21 protein-coding genes are annotated in these 22,376 nt (G+C 71.8%); 9 read left to right on the top strand and 12 right to left on the bottom strand.

The genetic code is table 11. The features are described from left to right. Window positions 1-74 precede the first annotated feature (74 nt). Both whiB1 and AWC03_RS15575 read right to left on the bottom strand, forming a co-directional pair. Window positions 75-329 carry a transcriptional regulator WhiB1 gene (whiB1, locus tag AWC03_RS15580; RefSeq protein ID WP_007168139.1) on the bottom strand — a complete coding sequence of 85 codons (255 nt, stop codon included), beginning with the start codon at window positions 327-329 and terminating at the stop codon, window positions 75-77. Window positions 330-610: 281 nt separating this feature from the next. Next, on the bottom strand, window positions 611-1,582 hold the full coding sequence (locus tag AWC03_RS15575; protein WP_085241627.1) for a diacylglycerol/lipid kinase family protein: 972 nt from the start codon (window positions 1,580-1,582) through the stop codon (window positions 611-613). An 89-nt stretch (window positions 1,583-1,671) separates the two neighbouring features. On the opposite strand from AWC03_RS15575, the gene AWC03_RS15570 reads away from it, so the two are divergent. Further along, entirely contained in the window at window positions 1,672-2,112 is a 441-nt protein-coding gene (locus AWC03_RS15570; protein WP_085241626.1) for a hypothetical protein, read from the top strand. Here AWC03_RS15570 and AWC03_RS15565 read toward each other — a convergent pair. Genes AWC03_RS15565 through AWC03_RS15555 form a run of 3 tightly spaced genes read right to left on the bottom strand, consistent with a single transcriptional unit; the run spans window position 2,064 to window position 4,299 of the window. Continuing rightward, window positions 2,064-2,540 (bottom strand): GNAT family N-acetyltransferase, encoded by a 477-nt coding sequence (locus AWC03_RS15565; RefSeq protein WP_085241625.1) that lies wholly within the window; start codon window positions 2,538-2,540, stop codon window positions 2,064-2,066. The two genes, AWC03_RS15570 and AWC03_RS15565, sit on opposite strands and share 49 nt — an antisense overlap. Beyond that, complete coding sequence (locus tag AWC03_RS15560; RefSeq protein WP_085241764.1) at window positions 2,537-3,634, bottom strand: isochorismate synthase; 1,098 nt, start codon at window positions 3,632-3,634, stop codon at window positions 2,537-2,539. Before AWC03_RS15560 ends, AWC03_RS15565 begins: the two co-directional genes overlap by 4 nt. A gap of 53 nt (window positions 3,635-3,687) precedes the next feature. Continuing rightward, on the bottom strand, window positions 3,688-4,299 hold the full coding sequence (locus AWC03_RS15555) for an acid phosphatase (protein ID WP_085241624.1): 612 nt from the start codon (window positions 4,297-4,299) through the stop codon (window positions 3,688-3,690). Between the two features lie 145 nt (window positions 4,300-4,444). Between AWC03_RS15555 and AWC03_RS15550 the strand changes: the two genes are divergently transcribed. Then, window positions 4,445-5,245, top strand: a complete 801-nt coding sequence (locus AWC03_RS15550; protein ID WP_085241623.1) for a ParA family protein — start codon at window positions 4,445-4,447, stop codon at window positions 5,243-5,245. A 111-nt stretch (window positions 5,246-5,356) separates the two neighbouring features. Here AWC03_RS15550 and AWC03_RS15545 read toward each other — a convergent pair whose 3' ends face one another. Both AWC03_RS15545 and AWC03_RS15540 read right to left on the bottom strand, forming a co-directional pair. After that, window positions 5,357-6,577 carry an Rv3212 family protein gene (locus AWC03_RS15545; protein WP_085241622.1) on the bottom strand — a complete coding sequence of 407 codons (1,221 nt, stop codon included), beginning with the start codon at window positions 6,575-6,577 and terminating at the stop codon, window positions 5,357-5,359. 15 nt (window positions 6,578-6,592) lie between these two features. Continuing rightward, complete coding sequence (locus AWC03_RS15540; protein WP_085241621.1) at window positions 6,593-8,086, bottom strand: DEAD/DEAH box helicase; 1,494 nt, start codon at window positions 8,084-8,086, stop codon at window positions 6,593-6,595. 250 nt (window positions 8,087-8,336) lie between these two features. Between AWC03_RS15540 and AWC03_RS15535 the strand changes: the two genes are divergently transcribed. Further along, window positions 8,337-9,056: a ferritin-like fold-containing protein gene (locus AWC03_RS15535; protein WP_085241620.1), complete on the top strand. Its 720-nt coding sequence runs from the start codon at window positions 8,337-8,339 to the stop codon at window positions 9,054-9,056. Between the two features lie 3 nt (window positions 9,057-9,059). Here the strand turns inward: AWC03_RS15535 and AWC03_RS15530 are convergent, their stop codons facing one another. Beyond that, the gene (locus tag AWC03_RS15530) at window positions 9,060-9,782 is read right to left on the bottom strand and encodes an MmpS family transport accessory protein (protein ID WP_085241619.1); all 723 of its coding nucleotides are present in this window, start codon (window positions 9,780-9,782) and stop codon (window positions 9,060-9,062) included. Window positions 9,783-9,989: 207 nt separating this feature from the next. On the opposite strand from AWC03_RS15530, the gene AWC03_RS15525 reads away from it, so the two are divergent. Continuing rightward, a complete protein-coding gene (locus tag AWC03_RS15525) occupies window positions 9,990-10,259 on the top strand; it encodes a DUF3107 domain-containing protein (RefSeq protein ID WP_085241763.1) in 270 nt (89 codons plus the stop codon). Here AWC03_RS15525 and AWC03_RS15520 read toward each other — a convergent pair. Next, complete coding sequence (locus AWC03_RS15520; protein WP_085241618.1) at window positions 10,246-10,932, bottom strand: HTH-type transcriptional activator FasR; 687 nt, start codon at window positions 10,930-10,932, stop codon at window positions 10,246-10,248. The genes AWC03_RS15525 and AWC03_RS15520 overlap by 14 nt on opposite strands. 201 nt (window positions 10,933-11,133) lie before the next feature. Between AWC03_RS15520 and AWC03_RS15515 the strand changes: the two genes are divergently transcribed. The 3 genes from AWC03_RS15515 to AWC03_RS15505 all read left to right on the top strand — a co-directional run bounded on the left by AWC03_RS15515 (window position 11,134) and on the right by AWC03_RS15505 (window position 14,475). Then, window positions 11,134-12,168: a DUF3152 domain-containing protein gene (locus tag AWC03_RS15515; protein WP_244275371.1), complete on the top strand. Its 1,035-nt coding sequence runs from the start codon at window positions 11,134-11,136 to the stop codon at window positions 12,166-12,168. Window positions 12,169-12,258: 90 nt separating this feature from the next. Next, window positions 12,259-13,446: an adenylyltransferase/sulfurtransferase MoeZ gene (moeZ, locus tag AWC03_RS15510; protein WP_085241616.1), complete on the top strand. Its 1,188-nt coding sequence runs from the start codon at window positions 12,259-12,261 to the stop codon at window positions 13,444-13,446. A gap of 174 nt (window positions 13,447-13,620) precedes the next feature. After that, window positions 13,621-14,475 (top strand): TIGR02569 family protein, encoded by an 855-nt coding sequence (locus AWC03_RS15505; RefSeq protein ID WP_085241615.1) that lies wholly within the window; start codon window positions 13,621-13,623, stop codon window positions 14,473-14,475. Here AWC03_RS15505 and AWC03_RS15500 read toward each other — a convergent pair. From AWC03_RS15500 to AWC03_RS15490, 3 genes are read right to left on the bottom strand one after another with little or no spacing between them, the layout of a single operon-like run. After that, a complete protein-coding gene (locus AWC03_RS15500) occupies window positions 14,472-14,774 on the bottom strand; it encodes an MGMT family protein (RefSeq protein ID WP_085241614.1) in 303 nt (100 codons plus the stop codon). The two genes, AWC03_RS15505 and AWC03_RS15500, sit on opposite strands and share 4 nt — an antisense overlap. A 2-nt stretch (window positions 14,775-14,776) precedes the next feature. After that, the gene (locus tag AWC03_RS15495) at window positions 14,777-15,562 is read right to left on the bottom strand and encodes an alpha/beta fold hydrolase (protein WP_085241613.1); all 786 of its coding nucleotides are present in this window, start codon (window positions 15,560-15,562) and stop codon (window positions 14,777-14,779) included. A gap of 34 nt (window positions 15,563-15,596) precedes the next feature. Beyond that, window positions 15,597-15,800 (bottom strand): hypothetical protein, encoded by a 204-nt coding sequence (locus AWC03_RS15490; protein WP_085241612.1) that lies wholly within the window; start codon window positions 15,798-15,800, stop codon window positions 15,597-15,599. 110 nt (window positions 15,801-15,910) lie between these two features. On the opposite strand from AWC03_RS15490, the gene AWC03_RS15485 reads away from it, so the two are divergent. Both AWC03_RS15485 and AWC03_RS15480 read left to right on the top strand, forming a co-directional pair. Further along, a complete protein-coding gene (locus tag AWC03_RS15485) occupies window positions 15,911-19,057 on the top strand; it encodes an ATP-dependent helicase (protein WP_085241611.1) in 3,147 nt (1,048 codons plus the stop codon). Beyond that, window positions 19,024-22,332 carry an ATP-dependent helicase gene (locus AWC03_RS15480; RefSeq protein ID WP_420845674.1) on the top strand — a complete coding sequence of 1,103 codons (3,309 nt, stop codon included), beginning with the start codon at window positions 19,024-19,026 and terminating at the stop codon, window positions 22,330-22,332. Before AWC03_RS15485 ends, AWC03_RS15480 begins: the two co-directional genes overlap by 34 nt. The last annotated feature ends 44 nt before the right edge of the window (window positions 22,333-22,376 follow it).

The following is a 22,376-nucleotide window of genomic DNA, read 5'->3' as shown; positions in this document are numbered from 1 at the left end:
TCGGTCATCGCCGCGCCCTGCACAACAGCGCGGCCCCGACTTTCGTCGAGGCCGCACTGTTTGCTCTGACTGGGTCAGACTCCGCTACGGGCCTTCGTCCGGGCATTGCGACGCTTGAGTGCGCGCCGCTCGTCTTCGCTCATGCCGCCCCAGACGCCCGAGTCCTGGCCGGTGTTCAGGGCCCAGGACAGGCAATCCGTGGTCACCGGGCACCGATTGCAGACCAGTTTCGCGTCAGCGATCTGCGCGAGCGCCGGGCCGCTGTTCCCTACCGGGAAAAACAGCTCCGGGTCCTCGTCGCGACAGACCGCCTTGTGGCGCCAATCCATACGTTCTTACTCCTCACTGAGTGCGCAGCAAGGCGCACGGCCAATTTTCTTCGGCTGTTAATGCGTGCACAAGAAAGGGTCCGTACCCCTATCTAAATTTCTGCATGCAACCTTTTGATCGTTTCACAGGCTCAACAGAAGTCAATAGCACCGAGTTAGCTCGTGGGCTATCTCACTTTGATCATTCCGTAGCCGAGCCCTTACACAGTTGTACTACACTGACGGGCCACTCTTGCGGAAAAGTTTGGCCGCTCGGCCCGCAGCCGCCTCGTCGGCGCAGCTCAGAACGGGTTTTTCCGGGGCGGCGCGACGACCGCCAGCGCGTCCGGTACCGCCCGGTACGTCATGGTCTCCCGCACCCCGAGGTAATCCCCGTCGAACTGGCAGGCGACCGGGCCCCCGGTCGAGGTGACGCGCACGCAAGGGACGTCGTCGGCGGTGATGAGGTGGTCGAACTCGAACTTGGGCCGCTTGGCGAACATCTGCCGCACGATGCGCAGGGTGGGGAAGGTCTTCATGGTGGTCGGTGCGAACACGCCCAGCCCCGTCTCGAAGGTGCAGCCCGGGTTGGTCCATACCGGCCGGTCGTTGGCGAAGGTCCAGGGGCTGGAGTTCGACACGAACGCGAAGCTGACCCCGGTGATGGGTTCGCGGCCGGGCAGTTCGAGGGTGAGCATCGGTTCCCGGCGCGTGTAGGCCCACACGGCGGGTATCGCCGCGCGGATGTAGCGCCACGGGGTCACCTTCCCGCCCTTGTCGCGTTCGGCCTCGACCGCGGCGACCACTTCGGCGTCGACACCCATCCCGGTGTTGAACACGGCCCACCGCTCACCGCAGTCGATCAGGCCGATGCGGCGCCAGGTGTGGTGGCGGTGGTAGTCGTCGAGCAGTTGGATGAGCTGGTTGGTGGCGGCCACCGGATCCCGCGAGATACCCAGCGACCGTGCCAGCACATTCGCCGAACCGCCGGGCACCACCGCGACCGCGGGCACCGGGCCCGTCGGCCCCGAAACGGCCCCGGGAGGGCCGAGCAGGCCGTTGACCACCCCGCTGACGGTGCCGTCGCCGCCGTGCACCACGACCAGGTCAACCCCGTCCGCGACCGCCTTCTCGGCCAGTTCGGCGCCGTGACCGCGGTGATTGGTGTGTTCGACGGTGAGTTGCAGGCGGCTCTTGAGCGCGTGCGCCAGCAGATCGCGCCCGGCCGGGGTGGTGGACGTGGCGGTGGGGTTGACGATCAGCACGGCGCGCATGAGGCACGAGCTTATGCGGGCGCCTTAAGGCGGCGCTGTGGGGAACGCCCCCGCCGGCGGGGGTGACTACGCTGACGCGGGTGACAGGTATGCGCCGCGACCCGGGGGCCGCGCCGTCCGCTGTGCGCGCCGCGGGATTCCTGGTGGCGGTGCAGGGGGTGGCCGCGCTGGTCATGGCGGTCGTGCTGGTGGTGCGCGGCATCGCCGGGGCCGATCAGCGCGTGGTCAACGGGTTGGGCACCGCCGTGTTTTTCGTCGTGGTCGGGGCGGTGGTGCTGGCCGCCGGTCGCGCGCTCACGCTCGGGAAGCGCTGGGGCCGAGGGCTGGCCGTGATCACCCAGCTGCTGCTACTGCCGGTGGCCTGGTACCTGACGGTGGACTCGCACCGGCCCGCCGTCGGGATTCCCGCCGGCGTCGTGGCGCTGGCCGTGTTGGGGCTGCTCTTCAGCCCGGGAGGCCTGCGCTGGGCCGCCGGCGGCGATCAGCGCGATTCGGCCAGCTCGGCCAACCGCGGACCCGACAGCCGGTAGGTGGTCCACTCGCGCTGCGGTTCGCCGCCCACGCCGTCGTACACCGTGATGGCATCGGCGTTCCAGTTCAGCACCGCCCAGGACAACCGCGTGTAGCCCCTGTCGAGGCATTCGGCCGCCAGGGTGGCCAACAGCGCGCGGGCCAGCCCGCGACGGCGAAACCCCGGCCGCACGAACAGGTCTTCGAGGTAGATGCCCGCCACCCCGTCCCAGGTGGAGAAGTTGACAAACCACAGGGCCATCGCGGCGATCTCGCCGTCGAGCTCCGCCACGTGCCCGTGCGCCGCCGGTGTGGCGCCGAAAAGCGCTGCCGCGATTTGCTTTTCGGTCACCGTGCAATGATCCGCGGCGTTTTCGAATTCGGCCAGCGCGTGAATCATTGCGGTGATCGCGCCGGTATCGCCGGGCGTGGCGCGGCGAATGGTCATTGCTCGACGTCCAATGCGTTGAGGATGGTCGCGAATTTCGTTGTGGTTTCCGCGACTTCCTGGTCGGGGTCGGATTCGGCGACGATACCGCCACCGGAGCGGGCGATTGCGGTGCGACGGTCCGCGGACAGCTGCGCGCAGCGGATGGACACCACCCAGCGCCCGTCGCCGCGCGCGTCGCACCAGCCCACCGCCCCCGCGTAGAACCCGCGGTCGCCCTCCAGCTCGGCGATGAGTTCCACCGCGGCCTTGGTCGGCACACCGCCGACGGCCGGTGTCGGGTGCAGGGCCAGCGCCAAATCGATTGCCGTGGTGGATGTTTGACGGAGGCGCCCGCTGATCGGTGTGCACAGGTGCCATACCGCCGCGGTGCGGCTCAGCTCGGGCTCGGCGGCGATCGTCAGCTCGTCGCACAGCGGTTCCAACGCGGCCCGGATGGTCTCGATGACCAGCTGGTGCTCGTGCCGGTCCTTGGCCGAACCGGCCAGCGCGGCGCCGTGGGCGGCGTCGGCTTCGGGATCGGCGGCGCGGGGTGCGGAACCGGCGAACGGCCGGCACGTGACGCGGTCCCCGGAGCGCGCCACCAGGAGCTCCGGGCTGGCCCCCACCAGCGCCACGCCCGCGTAGTCGTCGCCGGCGCCGGTCAGGTCGGCGAGGTAGCCGTATGCGGCCGGGTCGGCGGCGATGAGCCGGCGCAGGATGACGCGGGCGTCCAGGGGCGCGTCGGCGACCAGTCGCAGCGCGCGGGACAGCACCACCTTGCTGAGCTCGCTGCCGGGTGCGGTGAGTCGGTCACGCGCGCGGCTGATGCGGCGGCGGTAGTCGGCCGGCGGCGGGTCGGCGGCGGCGACACGCACCGCTGGCAGCGGGCCGCCCGGCCAGTCCGGCGGGGCGTCGGTGCGGTGCACGGCGTGGGGAGTCAGCAGCGCTGCGGGCCGATCCACGTCGAACGGCAACGCGCCCAACACGATCGGTGCGGCACCCGAGCGCAACGCGTCCTGCGCGGCCACCACGTCGCGGTAGCGCTGCCGCACCCCGTCGGCCACCAGGGTTTGCGTCGGTCCGCACAGCGCGAACGGCGGTTCGTGGTTCAGATTCTCGACTCCTTCTCGCGCCGTTGCGCGGCGCGCATCGCCGTCTTCGGCGCTCACCCGGGCTTGATCGCCTGCGGCTGGGCGGTCAGGCCGAGCGCGGCGAGCTGTCGCACACCGTGCTCGAAGCCGCACACGGCGATCGAGCCGGCCAGCATCCAGAAGCGGCTCCCCTCGACGAGCGGCAGCTCCACCCAGCGCGTGATGACCGAACGGGAGAAGTGGCTGTGCCCCACGAACACCACGTCACGCGAACTCATGTGCTCCAACGCGAATGCGACGGCCCGGTCGGCGCGTTCGCTGACCTGCGCCACGCTCTCCCCGCCGGGGCACCCGTGCGTCCAGACCAGCCAATCGGGGACCGATTCGTGGATCTGCGGTGTCGTCAGGCCCTCGTAGGAACCGTAATCCCATTCGGCGAGCAGGGGAGAGACCTCGTCGACCGCCAGCCCGGCCAGCTTGGCGGTGGTCAGCGCGCGGATGCGCGGGCTGCTGACCACCAACGGGTCGGTGAGGTTCAGCTCGCGCAGGACGCGGCCGGCGAGCTCGGCCTGGACGCGGCCGGTGTCGGTGAGCTCGAGGTCGGTCCGACCCGTGTGCTGACCCGATTTCGACCACTCGGTCTCCCCGTGGCGGAGCAGGACCAATCGATGGTTGTGCAAGCCCATATCGACCGATTCTGCCGGACGACATGCCGGGGCCCCGCTGGAGTCACTGGTCGCAGCGCACGGCGAGCGAACGTGCCAGGATGGGCACTGTTGACCGCATGGCGGCAATGATGCTTGTGCCAGGCGACGAGAGGGGCGGGCGCTGGTGAGTAAGACCCGGGTGTTGGCGGTGGCCAACCAGAAGGGCGGCGTCGCCAAGACGACGACGGTTGCCTCGCTGGGCGCGGCGATGGTCGACGAGGGTCAGCGGGTGCTGCTGGTCGACCTCGATCCGCAGGGCTGCCTGACGTTCTCGCTCGGCCAGGATCCCGACAAACTCCCGGTGTCCGTGCACGAGGTGCTGCTCGGTGAGGTCGAGCCCGGCGCCGCGCTGGTCGCGACGATGGAGGGCATGACGCTGCTGCCGGCCAACATCGACCTGGCGGGCGCCGAGGCGATGCTGCTGATGCGCGCCGGCCGCGAATACGCGCTCAAACGGGCGCTGGCCAAGCTCGCCGACGACTTCGACGTCGTCATCATCGACTGCCCGCCGTCGCTGGGCGTGCTCACCCTCAACGGCCTGACCGCCGCGGACGAGGTGATCGTGCCGCTGCAGTGCGAGACGCTCGCGCACCGCGGCGTCGGCCAGTTCCTGCGCACGGTCGCCGACGTCCAGCAGATCACCAACCCGGATCTGCGGCTGCTGGGCGCATTGCCGACGCTGTACGACTCGCGGACCACCCACACCCGCGACGTGTTGCTCGACGTCGCCGACCGCTACAACCTGCCGGTGCTGGCCCCGCCGATCCCGCGGACGGTGCGCTTCGCCGAGGCCAGCGCCTCGGGCTCCTCGGTCATGTCGGGTCGCAAGAACAAGGGCGCGTCGGCCTACGCCGATCTGGCGAAGGCGTTGCTCAAACACTGGAAGACCGGCAAGCCGCTGCCGACGTTCGCCGTCGAGGTGTAGCGGCTTTGGTTGTGCGCCTACGGCTTTGATTGTGTGCCCAGGGTGCGGAGCATCGGCGTGTCGCCGCCCCGTGCGCACACGGAACGCCCTGAGCGCACACGGGTCGCGGGATCAGCCCAGGGCCACCACGGTGTCGCCGCGCTGCTCGAACACCTGGGATCCCGCGACGGCCGGGACCACCGCCCGTCCGGGCGGGCCCGGCGCCCTGTTCACCGGGATGTAGCGCTCGTTGGCGCCGCTGACCGGGTCGTAGACGCCGATCGCGCCGGTGACCGGCACCAGCAGCCGGCCGGCCATCATCGCGCCCGGGCCCAACGGCGCGGTGGTCGGCCCGGCGGCGATGGTGTAGCGCAGTGTCAGGTTGCCCGTCTCGAAAGCCATCACCGAATCGCCGGTCCACCAGGTGATCAGGCTGCCCGCGTGCGTGACCGCCCCGGGGCCGGACGGCGGCTTGGGCAGCAGGGTGCTCGCCACGGTGGTGCCCGTCTCGTCGACGACGTCGACCCGGGGCTGCGGAGCGGGCAGATACACCGCCGTGTCGTTCTCCCAGACCGCCAGCACCCGGGCGCCCGAGTCCGCCCTGACTCCGGGTTCGGCGACCATGCGTTGCTGGGGTTCGTCGTCGTCCTTGCCGGGCCGCAGCAACACCAGCCGCAGGTCGGCCTGGTTCACGCAGCTCTCCAGCACCGACACCGCCGACGAGCTGGCCGCCGCCGAGACCAGCCTGCAGCCGGAGTGCAGCCCGCGCGTCGAGGGCTTCACCCGCGCGTCGGTGTCGCCGTAGGCCACCATCCGGACCATGTCCGAGCGCCACAGTTCCACCCGGGTGTCGCCGGCCGCCAACACCGTGGTGCCGTCGGAGGACAGCCGCACGCGCGGGTCGGCGTAGCCGCTGCGGGCGGGCCCGCGCCGGCCCGTGGACCCGTCGAGCGTGCTGACCTGGCCGCACCCGCGGTCGTCGCGGTAGACCGCGACGGCGAAGTGGTAGACCCAGGAGACCCCGCACAGGTCGCTGTCGCGCTGATAGCTCCAGCGGGACTGCCCGGAGCCGGGGTCGCGGCCGTCGACCCGGCGGCCGTCGCCGGTGACGACCGTGCCGCCGACCGCCACCGGTGCGGTGGTGGCCGGACTGGGCGCGGTCCACAGCTCACGCAGCGCGGCCGGCACCCGCCGGGCGGGGTTGGGATTGGGCGCCGCAACGGCGGCCGGGCGGCTGATGGTGGCCCGGGCGTCGCTGGTCCACCAGATCAGCGAGGCGACGGCGGCGACCACGACCGCGATCGCCGCGGCGGCCAAGACGTCGCCCTTGGTGCGGCGTTCGGGTCTGACCATCCGTGGGCGCGCGGCCTAGTTGGCGTGCGCGCCGGCTTCGGCGGGCTTGCGGCGCCGGCGCCGGCGCCGGCTGGTCCCGGTGTTGCCGGACCCCTCGGCGGCTTCGCCGGTGGTGGCGTCGGCAGCGGCGTTCCCGCCGGGGTGCCCGGTGACGGGCTGGCCGCCCCGGGTGCGCCGCCGCGGCGCACCGGAACGGGCGCGACCGGACCGCTCGGTCTTCTGGCCGTCACGCTCGGTGTTACGGCGTGGGCCCTGCGGCTTCTTGGGCGCGCCGACGGTGCCGGTCGTCTCGGCGGGGATGCCCAGTTCTTCGTAGAGGTGCGGGGAGTTCGAGTAGGTCTCGGCGGGTTCGGGGCAGTTCAGCCCCAGGGCCTTGTCGATCGTCGACCAGCGGGGCAGCTCGTCCCAGTCCACCAGGGTGACCGCGACACCGGTCTTGCCGGCGCGGCCGGTGCGGCCGATCCGGTGCACGTAGGCCTGCTCGTCCTCGGGGATCTGGTAGTTGATGACGTGGGTGACGTCGTCGATGTCGATGCCGCGCGCGGCCACGTCGGTGGCGACCAGCACGTCGATGTCTCCGGACCGGAAGGCCTTCAGCGCCTTCTCGCGGGCGACCTGGTTCAGGTCGCCGTGGACGGCGCCGACCTTGAAGCCGCGCTCGGCCAGCTCGTCGGCGACCTTCTGGGCGGTGCGCTTGGTGCGGGTGAAGATCATGGTGGCGCCGCGGCCTTCGGCCTGCAGCACGCGGCTGACCAGCTCGATCTTGTCCAGGGCGTGGGCGCGGTAGACGAACTGCTCGGTCTTGTCGTGCACCGCCGACGAATGCGGTGCCTCCGCCCGGATGTGGGTGGGCTGCTTCATGAAGGTGCGGGCCAGCGTGATGATGGGCCCCGGCATGGTCGCCGAGAACAGCATCGACTGCCGGTCGGAGGGGATCTGGCGCAAGATGCGCTCGATGTCGGGCAGGAAGCCCAGGTCCAGCATCTCGTCGGCCTCGTCGAGCACCAGCACCGAGAGCCCGCCGAGCTGCAGGTGGCCCTGCTGGGCCAGGTCGAGCAGTCGACCGGGGGTGCCCACCACGACGTCGGCGCCGGCGCGCAGCGCATCGATCTGGGGCTCGTAAGCGCGGCCGCCGTAGATGGAGATGACCGACAGCTGTCGGCCGTCCTCGGCGGTCAGGTACTTGGCCGCGGTGGCCAGGTCCTCGGTGACCTGCACGCAGAGCTCGCGCGTAGGCACCACGATCAGGGCGCGTGGCGTCCCATTGAGCGGGCGCGTCGCGGCCTGGGCGGTGATGCGCTGCAGCAGCGGCACGCCAAAGCCGAACGTCTTACCCATGCCGGTGCGTGCCTGGCCGATAAGGTCGTCGCCGGCGAGCGCCAGCGGCAGGGTCAATTCCTGGATCGCGAAGGGCCGCTCGATGCCCTTTTCCGCGAGGGCGCGCACAATTTCGTCGCGGACGCCGAGGTTGGCAAAGGTCAATTCAGTTGTGCTGGTCAGTGTGCTCATGCGTGGGTAGTAAGCCTTTCGGTGACATATCGGTTTGTGTCGGTGTTTCTCTGTCGCGGTCACGCGCGCACGAGTTCCGACTCCGAATACGTCGCCGAGTCGCCGGCCCCGCTCGGGGCGGGCCAGCTGTGCACGCACATTTCGCCGATAGCGGCTCTTATTGCGGAAACACAGCCGCTATCTACACACATGATAGCCGGTCGACAGCTGGGCCCCATTTTGCGCCGGGCCCGCCGACTACAGTGTTGCCATGACCCGGCCCTCTTGGCAGCCCTCCGAAGCCGACCTGGAAGCCGACCCGGGGGACCGGTCGCCCGGCCCTCGTCTGCCCGCCGACCACCCGGGCGTCAACGAGTTGTTCGCGGTCTTGGCATACGGCGAGATCGCCGCGTTCTATCGGCTCACCGACGAGGCCCGGATGGCCCCCGACCTGCGCGGACGGATCTCCATGGCGAGCATGGCGGCCGCCGAGATGCAGCACTACGAGCTGCTGCGCGACGCCCTGGAGGCCCGCGGCGTCGACGTGGTGTCGGCGATGTCGAAGTACGTCTCGGCGCTGGAGAACTACCACCGGCTGACGATGCCCAGCACGTGGCTGGAGGCCTTGGTGAAGACCTATGTCGGTGACGCGCTGGCCGCCGACCTGTACCTGGAGATCGCCGACGGGCTGCCCGACGAGATCGCCGGCGTGGTGCGCGCGGCGCTGTCGGAGACCGGGCACTCGCAGTTCGTCGTCGCCGAGGTGCGCGCAGCGGTGACGGCCAGCGGCAAGCAGCGCAGCCGGCTGGCGCTGTGGTCGCGCCGCCTGTTCGGCGAGGCGATCACGCAGGCCCAGTACCTGCTGGCCGACCACGACGAGCTGGTCGACCTGGTGGTGACGGGCGCCGGCAGCCTGGGCCAGCTCAGCGCGTTCTTCGACCGGCTGCAGCAGACGCACGACCGGCGGATGCGGGAACTGGGCCTGAGCTGAGGCTCAGCGCGTGCAGGTCGCCAGGCTCGAGTTGTTGGCCGACGCGGCGACCAGTTGACCGGAGGCGTTGACGATCGAGCAGTTGAGCCGCCCGTAGAAGCTGGTCGCGACCACGGAGGGGTTCTGCACGCCGGGATTCAGGATCACCGCCTTGGTCCACGGCAGCGACACGTTGAACTCGGTCTGGGAGTAGCCCTGCCCATCGGTGTAGACGATGTTGACCAAGTCCAGCAGCTGCTTGGTGCCGGTGACGCTGTAGACGACGGTGCGCGGGTTCAGCGCGGCCGACGGCGGCGGCGTCAACGTCAGGGGCGGGGCGGCGGTCGGCGTTCCCGTGGGCGCCAGGGTGGGCGATGCGCTGGGCGGCGGGGTCACCGTGGTGAACGTTTCGACCGGCAGCTGGGCCGTGCGCGAGGGGCCGGGCTGCGCGCTGGGCGCGGCCGAGCTCTTCGTCGTCGCCGGTGCGGACGTCACCGGTTGGGGTGGCGGCGCCACGGTGGCCTTGGTCGAGGCGCTGTCGCCGCTGTTGATGATGACCGCGGTCGCGATCGCGCCGACGGCCACCACGGCGCCCAGGATCGCCGTGGCCGGGCGCCAGCGCAGCTCGGCCGGCCAGCCGGTCCAGGTGTAGTCGCCCTCGGGGTAGGAGTCGGCTTCGTAGAGCTCATCGGTCTCGTCGTCGGGGTAGTCCCGCACCCTGTCGAGATCGGCCAGTGTGGTACCCATGGTGCCGAAGTTAGCGATGTGAAAGCACAGAACGGTCGTCGAACCCCGCTCTGCACACAGCTGCAAGCGAATCGTTATCCGCTCGCGACCGGGGTTTCGCTCGCCGCGAACCGCGCGGCGGGGACCGTCGGGGGTGCGGCCCCGCTGCCGTCCACTAGCCTGCTGCTGACAGGTCTGTCGACTTCAATACCAACGGAAGGGGTGACCGTGGAGGTCAAGATCGGTATTACGGACAGTCCGCGCGAACTGATGCTCTCCAGCGCGCAGACGCCGGCCGAAGTCGAAGAGCTGGTCAGCGCCGCGCTGAGCGAGGGACCGGGGCTGCTGAGGCTGAACGACGAGCGGGGGCGCCGCTTCCTCGTGCACACCAGCAAGATCGCCTACGTCGAGATCGGACCCGCCGATGCGCGCCGGGTCGGCTTCGGTATCGGCGCCGAAGTCGGCAAACTCACCGGGAAGGGCGCTAAAGGCGAGTAAGCGGCACGTGTGACAGCCCGCCCCAGGCGAACGCGACGGTGCCCTCGACGGCGTCCGCCTTGGAGATCGGGCGGTCGGAGTCCAGCCAGTAGCGGGCACAGTCGACGCTGATGCCGACCAGTCCCACCGCGATCATCCGGGCACGGTGCGGGTCCAGGCCCGAGTCCGCGCTGATCAACGCGAACACCGCGTCGATGCACGATTCGGTGGCGACCCGCACCTGCGCGGCCACCTCGGGTTCGGTGACGTAGTCGTTCTCGAAGATCAGCCGGTAACCCTGGCTGTCGTGCTCGATGAAGTCGAAGAACGCCTGGACCGCCGCGTGCAACCGCCGGCGGTTGTCGGTGGTGGTGCTCAGCGCCTGCTGCACCCCCGAGACGAGGTTCTCGACGTGCCGGGCCAACACGGCCAGGTAGAGCTCGAGTTTGCTCGAAAAGTGTTGATACAAAACCGGTTTGCTGACGCCGGCTCGGTCGGCGATCTCGTCCATCCCGGCGGCGTGGTATCCGCGATCGACAAACACATCGCTGGCCACGATGAGCAGCTGGCCGCGGCGCTCGTCCCGGGGCAGCCGGTTGCCGCGCCGGTTCGAGGCCGCAATGCCGTCCCCGGGCCGACCGCGGTCGGCCGACTTGACGGCACGCCGCGCCGCGGGTTTGGCGAGTTCGCTCATCGAGTCCTCATCTGATGTGTGGGCAACCGGCCGCCGGCACCACTGGGCCGGCCGCGCGCGGATCGTTGCGACAGACATTACTACCCGTGCCGTTCCCGCCGGTGTCGTCGCCGCCGTCGTCGCAGGCAGAAAGCGGTGCCGGGCGGGGCATTCGGGCGCGCCACGGACGACCACGCCGCGTCCCTGTGTAATCCTGGGGAAATGACGTCCCAGCCGCCTTCGCGCGGCACCGGTCGCGTGCCGGTGCTGCGGGACGAGTGGCGGGAACCGCTGCGCGCCCTGCGCGACCCGATCGCCCGCGACGCCGGACGGGCCAGGGCCGACCGGGAGCGGCCGCGGCAATGGCGCAAACAGACCTGGCTGGGGCGGTTCGTGTCCACCTACGGCTGGCGCGCGTACGCGCTGCCCGTTCTGGCGGTGGTCACCGTGATGGTGATCTACCAGACGGTGACCGGCACCAGCGCGAAAAAGGCGACGGCCAATCAGCCCATCCAGAGCCCGCAGGCGATCGGCGCGGTGGGCACGTCGATCATCGACGCGCCGCCACGCGGGCTGGCGGCGTTCGACGCCAACCTGCCGGCCGGGACGCTGCCCGACGGCGGCCCGTTCACCGAGGCGGGCGACAAGACCTGGCATGTGGTGCCCGGCACGACGCCGCAGATCGGCCAGGGCACCGTCAAGGTGTTCCGGTACACCGTCGAGGTGGAGAACGGCATCGACCCCACGATGTTCGGCGGCGACGACGCTTTCGCCCAGATGGTGGACCAGACGCTGGCCAATCCGAAGGGCTGGACCCACAACCCGCAGTTCGCGTTCATCCGGATCGACGGAACCACTGGGGGAAGCCCCGACTTCCGGATCTCCCTGGTGTCGCCGGTGACGGTTCGCGAGGGCTGCGGCTACGAGTTTCGCCTCGAGACGTCCTGCTACAACCCGTCGTTCGGCAAGGACCGGCAGCCGCGGGTCTTCATCAACGAGGCGCGCTGGGTGCGCGGGGCCGTCCCGTTCGAGGGGGACATCGGTTCGTATCGCCAGTACGTGATCAACCACGAGGTCGGCCACGCCATCGGGTACGTGCGCCACGAGCCCTGCGAGCAGCAGGGCGCTTTGGCGCCGGTGATGATGCAGCAGACGTTCTCCACGTCGAATGACGATGCCGCGCAGTTCGACCCGGACTTCGTCAAGGCCGACGGGAAGACCTGCCGATTCAACCCCTGGCCGTTCCCGATCGCCTGACCCGCGGTTGAATTCATTGCCGTGCCGTTCGGCGACTGATGTGATGGGTGTACGACGAACCGCAAATCGAGACCGAGGAGATGTTCGGGCGTGTCGACGTCCCAGACCGCGCTGCCGCCTCTCGTGGAGCCGGCGACGGAGCTGACCCGCGAGGAGGTGGCCCGCTACAGCCGCCATCTGATCATTCCCGACCTGGGCGTGGACGGGCAGAAGCGGCTCAAGAACGCGCGGGTGCTGGTGATCGGCGCCGGTGGGCTGGGCGCGCCGACGCTGCTGTACCTGGCGGCGGCCGGGGTCGGCACGATCGGCATCGTGGATTTCGACGTCGTCGACGAGTCGAACCTGCAACGCCAGATCATCCACGGCGTCGCCGACGTCGGCCGGCCCAAGGCCCGGTCCGCGCGCGAGTCGATCGCCGCGATCAACCCGCTGGTCCGGGTGCGCCTGCACGAATCCCGGTTGGACTCGAGCAACGCCGTCGACCTGTTCAAGCAGTACGACCTGATCGTGGACGGCACCGACAACTTCGCCACCCGGTATCTGGTCAACGACGCCGCCGTGCTGGCCGCCAAGCCGTACGTGTGGGGGTCGATCTACCGGTTCGAGGGCCAGGTCTCGGTGTTTTGGGAGGACGCGCCCGGCGGGCGGGGACTCAACTACCGCGACCTCTACCCCGAGCCCCCGCCCGCGGGCACGGTGCCGTCCTGCGCCGAGGGTGGCGTGCTGGGCATCGTCTGCGCCTCGATCGCGTCGGTGATGGGCACCGAGGCGATCAAACTCATCACCGGGATCGGCGAGTCCCTGCTGGGCCGGTTGATGCTCTACGACGCGCTGGAAATGTCCTACCGCACCATCGCGATCCGCAAGGATCCCGCGTCGCCGAAGATCACCGGGCTGATCGACTACGACCAGTACTGCGGCGCGGCGGCCGACGGCGCAGACTCGGCCGTCACCGGCTCCACGATCACCCCGCGGGAGCTGCGGGAGCTGCTGGACTCGGGCAGGAAGCTGGCGCTGATCGACGTTCGCGAGCCGGCCGAGTGGGAGATCAACCGCATCGACGGGGCGCAGCTGATCCCGCAGTCGTCGATCGACTCCGGTGAGGGTCTGGCAAAGCTGCCGCAGGACCGGATGCCGGTGCTGTATTGCAAGACGGGCGTGCGTTCCGCCGCGGCGCTGGTGGCGGTGCGCAGGGCCGGATTCTCCGACGCCGTGCACCTGCAGGGCGGCATCGTGGCGTGGGCGCAGCAGATGCAGCCCGACATGGTCATGTACTGAGCCGACCCGCCGCGCCCGGCTTCGCCGCGCTCGCGATCGCCGTGTGTGTGCGCGGCGACCCGCCGCGCCCGGCTTCGCCGCGCTCGCGATCGCCGTGTGTGCGCGCGGCGACCCGCCGCGCCCGGCTTCGCCGCGCTCGCGATCGCCGCAGCTGGCCTCGTTTAAGCTTCCCGTGTGAATGTCGAGCCACCGCCGGAGCATGTGCTGGCGGCGTTTGGCTTGACGGGTGTGCAGCCCGTCTATCTGGGCGCGAGCTGGGAGGGCGGCTGGCGCTGCGGCGAAGTCGTCCTGTCGCTGGTGGCTGACCACGCCCGGGCGGCCTGGTCCGCCCGGGTGCGGGAGACGCTGTTCGTTGACGGCGTTCGGCTGGCCCGCCCGGTCCGCTCGACGGACGGTCGGTACGTGGTTTCGGGATGGCGGGCGGACACTTTCGTCGCCGGAACGCCCGAGCCTCGCCATGACGAGGTGGTCTCGGCGGCGGTGCGCCTGCACGAGGCGACCGGCAAACTGGAACGCCCCCGGTTCCTGACCCAGGGGCCCACCGCGCCGTGGGGCGACGTCGACATCTTCATCGCCGCCGACCGCGCCGCGTGGGAGGAACGGCCGCTGGCCTCGGTGCCCCCGGGTGCGCGGACCGCTCCGCCGACGGCCGACGCCGAGCGGTCGGTGGAGCTGATCAACCAGCTGGCCACCTTGCGCCGGCCGACCAAGAGCCCGAACCAGGTGGTGCACGGAGACCTCTACGGCACAGTGCTTTTCGTGGGCACCGCCGCCCCGGGCATCACCGACATCACCCCGTACTGGCGGCCCGCGTCGTGGGCGGCCGGTGTGGTCGTCGTCGACGCCCTGTCCTGGGGCGAGGCCGACGACGGACTCATCGAACGCTGGAACGCATTACCGGAGTGGCCGCAGATGTTGTTGCGCGCCTTGATGTTTCGGCTAGCGGTCCACGCGCTGCATCCGCGGTCGACGGCCGAGGCCTTCCCTGGCCTGGCCCGCACCGCGGCGCTGGTCCGGCTGGTGCTCTAGCGGGAAAAGTCGTAACGGACCTCGCGCAACGCGACCCTGCCGTCGGTGGCCAGAACCCCCTCGGCACGCAGCAGCTCCAGCTGCCGGGTGGTCAGGTGACGCGCCGGCCGCCCCGAGGCGGTGATCACCCGGTGCCACGGCAAGTCCGAGGAGTCCGTCCGCATGATCCAGCCGACGATGCGCGGGCTGGAAAGCCCTGCGGCGTCGGCGATGTCGCCGTAGGTCGCGACCCTGCCGGACGGTATCGCCGCGACCAGCGCGCGCACCCGCTCGACCTGCTCGTCGGTCACCGGCGCCACGATCAGCCGGCCCCCAGCAGCCCGCGCGTCAGCTCCGCCACGTCCGCCGGCGCCGCGTAGGGCACCATGTGGTTGCAATCGAGATCCAGCAGCCGGAAGTCCGACCCCAACCGGTCCTGCAGCCCGGCGATCAAGTGGTCGCCGACGTACGGCGGCGAGGTCCGCTTGGCCCGCACCAGCACGGTGGCCTTCCCGGCCGGCGGGTACACGATGTCGCGGGCCAGCTCGCTCCAGTACGACATCATCGCCGGCAGGCTGACCCGCCAGCCGTACCGACCGCCCGGCAGCCCGATCAGATGCTCGTCGATCTCGGCGTCGAGCAGGGCCGGGTCGACATCCGACCAGGAGCCGTGCAGCTTTTCCAGCCGCGCCTCGTCGGCGTCGGGGTAGTCGGGCGAGGACAGCATGGCGTCGGCGATCTCGCGCATCCACCCGCCGTCCAGCCCGACGGCCGGGTCGAGGAGCAGCAGCGACCCCACCAGATCGGGCCGCGCCGCGGCCAGCTGCATGGCGAGGGCGCCGCCGAAGGAATGGCCCACCACCAGCACCGGCGCCTCGGCCGTGTCGTCGAGCAGCGCGGCTATCGCCGCGACGTTGGCGTCGATGGTCCACGGCGCATCCCACGACGACCTACCGTGGCCGATGAGATCCGGTGCGGCGAAAGCGGTTTCGGGCAACAGCCCGGCCAGCAGCTGCCAGCGCTGCCCGTGACCGGTCAACCCGTGCAGCGCCAGCACCCGCACCGGACCGGGCGGTCCGTAGCGGTGCACGTGGAGATCGGCGGTCACCGGTGCACCGTCGCCACGGCCGCTCGCGGGCGGCTCAGCGTTCGTCCTCCCACTCGTCGTCGGTGGGGACGACGTAGGCCTGCTCGATCACGTCGGCCTCGTTCGCCTCGCGGTCCGCGGCGGTCACGTATTCGGTGTCCAAGCCGGCCTCGTCATCGAAGTCGACCGGCTGCAGTTGTTCGGCGGCGTCGCCTTCGGGCGCTTCGTCGCTGGGAAAGCCGCGTTCGACGTCTGTCACGACTACCTACCTTCCTCACCGTTGGTCGGGCTGTTCGCGGCCTCCAGCGTAGGGGTCGCCGCCGGTTCGGGTCGGGCCGACTTGTCAGACCCTGGTGATTGCATGCAGCCATGTCGTACACCTGGGACAGCGAGGCGCGGGCTCTGCTGCTGCCCGGCGCACGCGGGCCGGTCCGGGTGCTGGGCGGGCCCGGCACCGGCAAGAGCAGCCTGCTGATCGATGCCGCGGTCGCTCACATCGACGCCGGCCTGGACCCGCAATCGGTGCTGCTGCTTACCGGTTCCGGCCGGCTGGGGAGCACGGCGCGCAGCACGTTGACGACGGCGTTGCTGCGGCCCCGCGCCACCGGCCCCTGCCGGACCGCCGTCCGGGAACCGTTGGTACGCACGGTGCACGGCTACGCGTACGCGGTTTTGCGGCGGGCCGCCGAGCGGGCCGGCGATGCGCCGCCGCGGCTGGTCACCAGCGCCGAACAGGACGCCATCATCAGGGAGTTGCTGGCCGGTGACCTCGAGGACGGCCCGCGCGGGGCCACGGCGTGGCCCGCCCACCTGCACCCCGCGCTGACCACCGCGGGCTTCGCCACCGAACTGCGAAACCTGTTGGCGCGCTGCGCCGAACGTGGCGTCGACCCGCAGGAGCTGGAGCGGCTGGGCCGTCGTCACCGGCGTCCGGAATGGACGGCCGCCGGCCGGTTCGCCCGGCAGTACGAGCAGGTGATGCTGCTACGGGCGGCGGTGGGGACGGCGGCCCCCCAGGCGACGACGCCCGCGCTGGGCGCCGCCGAGCTGGTGGGCGCCGCGCTGGAGGCCTTCGCCGTCGATCCCGACCTGCTGACCGCCGAGCGGGCGCGGGTGCGGGTCCTGTTGGTCGACGACGCCCAGCAGCTCGACCCGCAGGCTGCGCAGCTGGTCGGGGTGCTCGCGGCCGGCGCCGACGTGGCCCTGATCGCCGGCGACCCCAACCAGGCGGTGTTCGGCTTTCGCGGCGGTGAATCCGCCGGGCTGTTGGGGGGCGATTCACCGTCGGTGACGCTGACGGTCTCGCATCGCTGCGCGCCCGCGGTGGCGCGGGCCGTCAGCGGCGTCGCGGGCCGGCTGCCCGGCGGACGTGCGGGTCGACGGATCGAGGGCACCGGGGCCGAGGAGGGCTCGGTCACGGTGCGCCTGGCCGCGTCCGCGCACGCGGAGGCGGCGATGATCGCCGACGCGCTGCGGCGCGCGCACCTTGTCGAGGGCGTGCCGTGGTCGCAGATGGCAGTCATCGTCCGGTCGGTGCCGCGGGCCGGCGCCCGATTGCCGCGCGCGTTGGCCGCCGCCGGGGTGCCGGTGGCCGCGCCCGCGGCAAGCGGACCGCTGTCCGACGAGCCCGCGGCCCGGGCGCTGCTCACCGTCCTGTCGGCCACCGCCGACGGGCTCGACGGCGACCGCGCGCTCGCCCTGTTGACCGGTCCCATCGGTCGCGTCGACCCGGTATCGCTGCGGCAGCTGCGCCGGACACTGCAGCGCACCCACCCCGATCGCGCACCGGACGACCTCGCGGACCTGCTGGTCGACGCGCTGACCGGTGACGCGCCGCCGCCGGGCCCGCAGTTTCGCCCGGTGCACCGCGTCCGCGCCGTGCTGGACGCCGCCGTGCGCTGCCATCGTGCGGGCCAAGACCCGCGCTACACCCTGTGGGCCGCCTGGCAGCGCTCCGGCCTGCAGCGGCGCTGGCTGGCGGCGGCCGACCGCGGCGGACCCGCCGGCGCGCAGGCCACCCGGGACCTGGAGGCGGTGACCGCGTTGTTCGACCTCACCGACCAATACGTGTCCCGGACGTCGGGCGCGTCGCTGCGCGGCCTCGTCGAGCACGTCTCCGCGCTGCACCTGCCGGGCGTGAACCAGGAGCCGGTCTCGGCCGTGGATCAGGTGCGGGTGCTCAGCGCGCACGCCGCCCTGGGTCACGAATGGGACCTGGTGGTGATCGCCGGGCTGCAAGAGGGGTTGTGGCCCAACACCGTTCCACGTGGCGGCGTGCTGGGCACCCAGCGGTTGCTGGACGTGCTGGACGGCGTCTCCGGGGACGCGTCGGTGCGGGCGCCGCTGCTGGCCGAGGAACGGCGGCTGCTGGTCGCGGCCCTGGGCCGCGCCCGCCGCCGAGTGCTGGTGACCGCCGTGGACAGCGACACGGGCGGAGCGGACTGCGAGGCCGCGCTCCCGTCCGCCTTCTGCGACGAACTCGCACAGTGGGCCAGCGACGGCCGAGGCGACGCCACGGCCGCGCAACCCGTCTGGGCGCCCCGGGTGCTGTCGGCCCCCGCGCTGGTGGGCCGGCTGCGCGGCGTGGTGTGCGCACCCGACGACGCTGTCGACGACGCCGAGCGTGCTTGCGCGGCAACGCAACTGGCGCGACTGACCCGGGCCGGGGTCCCGGGCGCCGACCCGGCCTCCTGGCACGGGCTGATCCCCGTCAGCACCAGCGAACCGCTGCGCGGCGACGACGAGGCCGTCACGTTGACCCCGTCGACCCTGCAGATGCTCGACGACTGCCCGCTGCGCTGGCTGGCCGAACGGCATGGTGGAACCAGCCCGCGTGATCTGCGCTCCACCATCGGTTCGGTGTTGCACGCCCTGGTCGCCGAGCCGCACCGGAGCGCTACCGAGCTGCTGGCCGAGCTGGACCGCGCGTGGCGGCACCTGCCGTTCGAGGCCGAGTGGCATTCGGCCAATGAGTTGGCGCGGCACCGCGCGATGATCGAGGCCTTCGTCGAGTGGCGGGCGCAGACCCGTGGCGAGCTGACCGAGGTCGGCGTCGAAGTCGAGATCGACGGAACCCTCGGCGCCTCCGAGGAGGGCGGCGGCGAGGTCCGGCTGCGCGGGCGGGTCGATCGGCTGGAGCGCGATGCCGCCGGCCGGCTGGTGATCGTCGACATCAAGACCGGCAAGACGCCGGTCAGCAAGGACGATGCCCAACAACACGCCCAGCTGGCGATGTATCAGCTGGCGGTGGCCGAGGGAATGGTGACCGGGGAGCCGACCGATTCCGAACCGGGTGGCGCGCGGCTGGTCTACCTCGGCAAGGCCGGAGCCTCGGGCGCCACCGAACGCGAGCAGGATCCGCTGACGCCGGCCGCCCGCGACGAATGGCGCCGGCTGGTCCGGCGTGCGGCCGGGGCGACCGCCGGGCCCCGGTTCGTCGCCCGGCGCAACGACGGGTGCTCGCACTGCCCGGTACGGCCCTCGTGCCCGGCCCACGCCGACGGGGCGGCGCAGTGAACGCGCGCTACGGTCCCGCCGAATTGGCTGGTGCCCTCGGTCTTTTCCCGCCCACCGACGAGCAGGCCGCGGTCATCGCGGCACCGCCCGGGCCGCTGGTCGTCATCGCGGGCGCCGGCGCCGGAAAGACCGAGACCATGGCCGCGCGGGTGGTGTGGCTGGTCGCCAACGGCTACGCCGAGCCCGGCCAGGTGCTGGGGTTGACGTTCACCCGCAAGGCCGCCGGCCAGCTGCTGCGCCGGGTCCGGTCGCGGCTGGCCCGGTTGGCCGGCGTCGGCTTGGGTGCCGGCGGCGCGGCGGCCACCGAGCCGGCGGGCGTGCCGACGGTCAGCACCTACCACGCGTTCGCGGGTTCGCTGATCCGCGACTACGGACTGTTGCTGCCCATCGAGCCCGACACCCGGCTGCTCGGCGAGACCGAGCTGTGGCAGCTGGCCTTCGACGTGGTCAGCGGGTACCGCGGCGAGCTGCGCACCGACAAGACACCCGCGGCGGTCACGTCGATGGTGCTGCGGTTGTGGGGCCAGCTCGCCGAACACCTGGTGGACACCCGGCAGCTCGGCGATACCCATGTGGAGCTCGAGCGGCTGATCCACGCCCTGCCGGCCGGCCCCTATCAGCGGGACCGCGGCCCCAGCCAGTGGCTGCTGCGGCTGTTGTCCACCCAGACCCAGCGCGCCGAGCTGGTACCGCTGCTCGACGCGCTGCACGAGCGCATGCGCGCCGCGAAGACCATGGACTTCGGCGTCCAGATGGCCTGCGCGGCCCGGTTGGCGGCGAGCTTTCCGCAGGTCGGTGAGGACCTGCGGGGCCGCTACCGGGTGGTGCTGCTCGACGAGTACCAGGACACCGGGCACGCCCAGCGGGTCGCGCTGTCGGCGTTGTTCGGCGGCGGCGCCGACGACGGGCTGGCGCTGACGGCCGTCGGCGACCCGATCCAGTCGATCTACGGCTGGCGCGGCGCCTCGGCCACCAACCTGCCGCGCTTCAGCACCGACTTCCCGCTCTCCGACGGCACTCCCGCGCCCGTCCTGGAGCTGCGGACCAGCTGGCGTAACCCGCCGCGGACCCTGCGGCTGGCCAACGCGATATCGGCGCAGGCGCGGCGCCGATCGGTCGCCGTGCACGCGCTGCGCCCGCGCCCGGACGCCCCGCCCGGCACCGTCCGCTGCGCCCTGCTCGCCGATGTGCAGGCCGAACGGGAGTGGATCGCCGACGAGGTCGCCGCGCGCTACCGGACGGCCCGGGCCGACGGCGTGAGCCCGCCCACCGCCGCGGTCCTGGTGCGCCGCAACGCCGACGCCGCCCCGATCGCCGACGCCCTGCGCGCCCGGGGAGTCCCGGTCGAGGTGGTCGGATTGGCGGGACTGCTGTCCATCCCCGAGGTCGCCGACGTCGTGGCCATGTTGCGGCTCGTCGCGGACCCGACCGCGGGCGCGGCGGCGATGCGGGTGCTCACGGGGCCGCGCTGGCGCATCGGGGGCCGGGACGTCGCCGCGCTCTGGCGGCGCGCCCGCCAACTCGCCGACGGCCCCGCCGCGGGCGGGGCGGCCGCGCCGGAATCGATCGCGAAGGCCGCGGGCCCGGACGCCGACACCGCGTGCCTGGCGGACGCCATCGCCGATCCCGGCCCGGCCGAAGCGTATTCGGCCGCGGGATACCAGCGCGTCGCCGCGCTGGCCGCCGAGCTGCGCGCCCTGCGCGGCCACCTGGGCCATTCGCTGCCCGACCTGGTCGCCGAGGTGCGCCGCGCGCTGGGGGTCGACTGCGAGGTGCGCGCGGCGGCGGGCGCGAACGCGGGCTGGACCGGCACCGAACACCTCGACGCGTTCGCCGACGTCGTCGCCGGCTACGCCGAGCGGGCCGACGCCGCCGGCGCACCGGATCGTTGCGCGACCGCATCGGTGTCGGGGCTGCTGGCATTCCTCGACGTGGCGGAGTCGATCGAGAACGGATTGCCGCCGGCCCCGTTGGTGGCCGCGCGGGACCGCGTCCAGGTGCTCACGGTGCACTCCGCCAAGGGCCTGGAGTGGCAGGTGGTGGCGGTGGCGCACCTGTCGGGCGGCGTCTTCCCGTCGACCGCCTCCAGGAGTTCCTGGCTGACCGACGCGGCCGAGCTGCCGCCGCTGCTGCGGGGCGACCGCGCATCGGAGGGCGCACTGGGCATCCCGGTACTGGACGTCTCGGACGTCACCAATCGAAAGCAGCTGTCCGACAAGATCTCCGAGCATCGTCGCCAACTCGACCAGCGGCGCGTCGACGAGGAGCGCCGGCTGTTGTATGTCGCCATCACCCGGGCCGAGGACACCCTGCTGGTGTCGGGCCACCACTGGGGTGCCACCGGGATCAAACCGCGCGGACCGTCGGATTTCCTGTGCGAGATCAAGGAGGTCATCGACCGTTCGGCCGCGGCCGGCGAGCCCTGCGGGGTGGTGGACCGGTGGGCGCCCGCACCGGCCGAAGGCGACCGGAACCCGTTGCGCGACAACACTATCGAAGCGGTCTGGCCCGCCGATCCGCTGGCCGCCCGGCGTGTCGACGTCGAGCGCGGTGCGGCGTTGGTCACCCACGCGATGTCGGCGCAGGCTGGCGGGCAGGGCGCCGACGTCGAGGGCTGGGCCGCCGACGTCGAGGCGTTGCTGGCCGAGCGCGCGCGGTTGGCGGCGCCACCCGCCGCGGTACTGCCCAGCCAGCTGTCGGTGAGCGGCCTGGTGGACCTGGCCCGAGACCCCGACGGCGCGGCGCAACGCCTCAGGCATCGGCTGCCGACCCGCCCGGACCAGCACGCCTTGCTGGGCAACGCTTTTCACGCCTGGGTCCAGCAGTTCTACGGCGCCGAGTGCCTGTTCAATCTCGCCGACCTGCCGGGTGCGGCGGACTCCGGCGTCGGCGATACCCGGGAATTGGCCGCGCTGCAGGCCGCATTCGCCGAATCGCCGTGGGCGGCGCGTACCCCGATCGCCGTCGAGGTGCCGTTCGAGATGCCGATCGGCGACACCCTGGTGCGTGGCCGCATCGACGCGGTGTTCGCCGACCCCGACGGCGGCGCCACGGTCGTGGACTGGAAGACCGGCGAACCGCCGCGCGGTCCGGAGGCCATCCGGCACGCCGCCGTCCAGCTCGCCGTCTACCGGTTGGCGTGGGCCGCGCTGTCGGGGGTCGCGGAATCGTCGGTGCGGACCGCCTTCTACTACGTGCGCGCCCGCACCACGGTCGCTCCCGACGATCTGCCCGCGCCCGCCGAACTGGCCGGGATGCTGGCCGGTCCCGGGTGACCCGCGCTGCCCGACCAGCGGGATCGCGATCATGGTTTCATTGA

Origin of the sequence: Mycobacterium europaeum (genome assembly GCF_002102155.1) — a bacterium.
Lineage (GTDB): Bacteria > Actinomycetota > Actinomycetes > Mycobacteriales > Mycobacteriaceae > Mycobacterium > Mycobacterium europaeum.
The sequence above is the reverse complement of the archived record's forward strand: the minus strand, read 5'-3'. Positions and strand labels throughout refer to the sequence as shown.

Excerpts from the sequence above, each read along its gene's own strand:
- AWC03_RS15570 (WP_085241626.1), top strand. The coding sequence starts at position 1,672 with ATGCGCCGCGACCCGGGGGCCGCGCCGTCCGCTGTGCGCGCCGCGGGA.
- AWC03_RS15515 (WP_244275371.1), top strand. The coding sequence starts at position 11,134 with ATGACGTCCCAGCCGCCTTCGCGCGGCACCGGTCGCGTGCCGGTGCTG.
- AWC03_RS15485 (WP_085241611.1), top strand. The coding sequence starts at position 15,911 with ATGTCGTACACCTGGGACAGCGAGGCGCGGGCTCTGCTGCTGCCCGGC.
- AWC03_RS15535 (WP_085241620.1), top strand. The coding sequence starts at position 8,337 with ATGACCCGGCCCTCTTGGCAGCCCTCCGAAGCCGACCTGGAAGCCGAC.
- AWC03_RS15565 (WP_085241625.1), bottom strand. The coding sequence starts at position 2,540 with ATGACCATTCGCCGCGCCACGCCCGGCGATACCGGCGCGATCACCGCA.
- AWC03_RS15540 (WP_085241621.1), bottom strand. The coding sequence starts at position 8,086 with ATGAGCACACTGACCAGCACAACTGAATTGACCTTTGCCAACCTCGGC.
- AWC03_RS15530 (WP_085241619.1), bottom strand. The coding sequence starts at position 9,782 with ATGGGTACCACACTGGCCGATCTCGACAGGGTGCGGGACTACCCCGAC.
- AWC03_RS15575 (WP_085241627.1), bottom strand. The coding sequence starts at position 1,582 with ATGCGCGCCGTGCTGATCGTCAACCCCACCGCCACGTCCACCACCCCG.
- AWC03_RS15545 (WP_085241622.1), bottom strand. The coding sequence starts at position 6,577 with ATGGTCAGACCCGAACGCCGCACCAAGGGCGACGTCTTGGCCGCCGCG.
- AWC03_RS15520 (WP_085241618.1), bottom strand. The coding sequence starts at position 10,932 with ATGAGCGAACTCGCCAAACCCGCGGCGCGGCGTGCCGTCAAGTCGGCC.
- whiB1 (WP_007168139.1), bottom strand. The coding sequence starts at position 329 with ATGGATTGGCGCCACAAGGCGGTCTGTCGCGACGAGGACCCGGAGCTG.
- AWC03_RS15555 (WP_085241624.1), bottom strand. The coding sequence starts at position 4,299 with ATGGGCTTGCACAACCATCGATTGGTCCTGCTCCGCCACGGGGAGACC.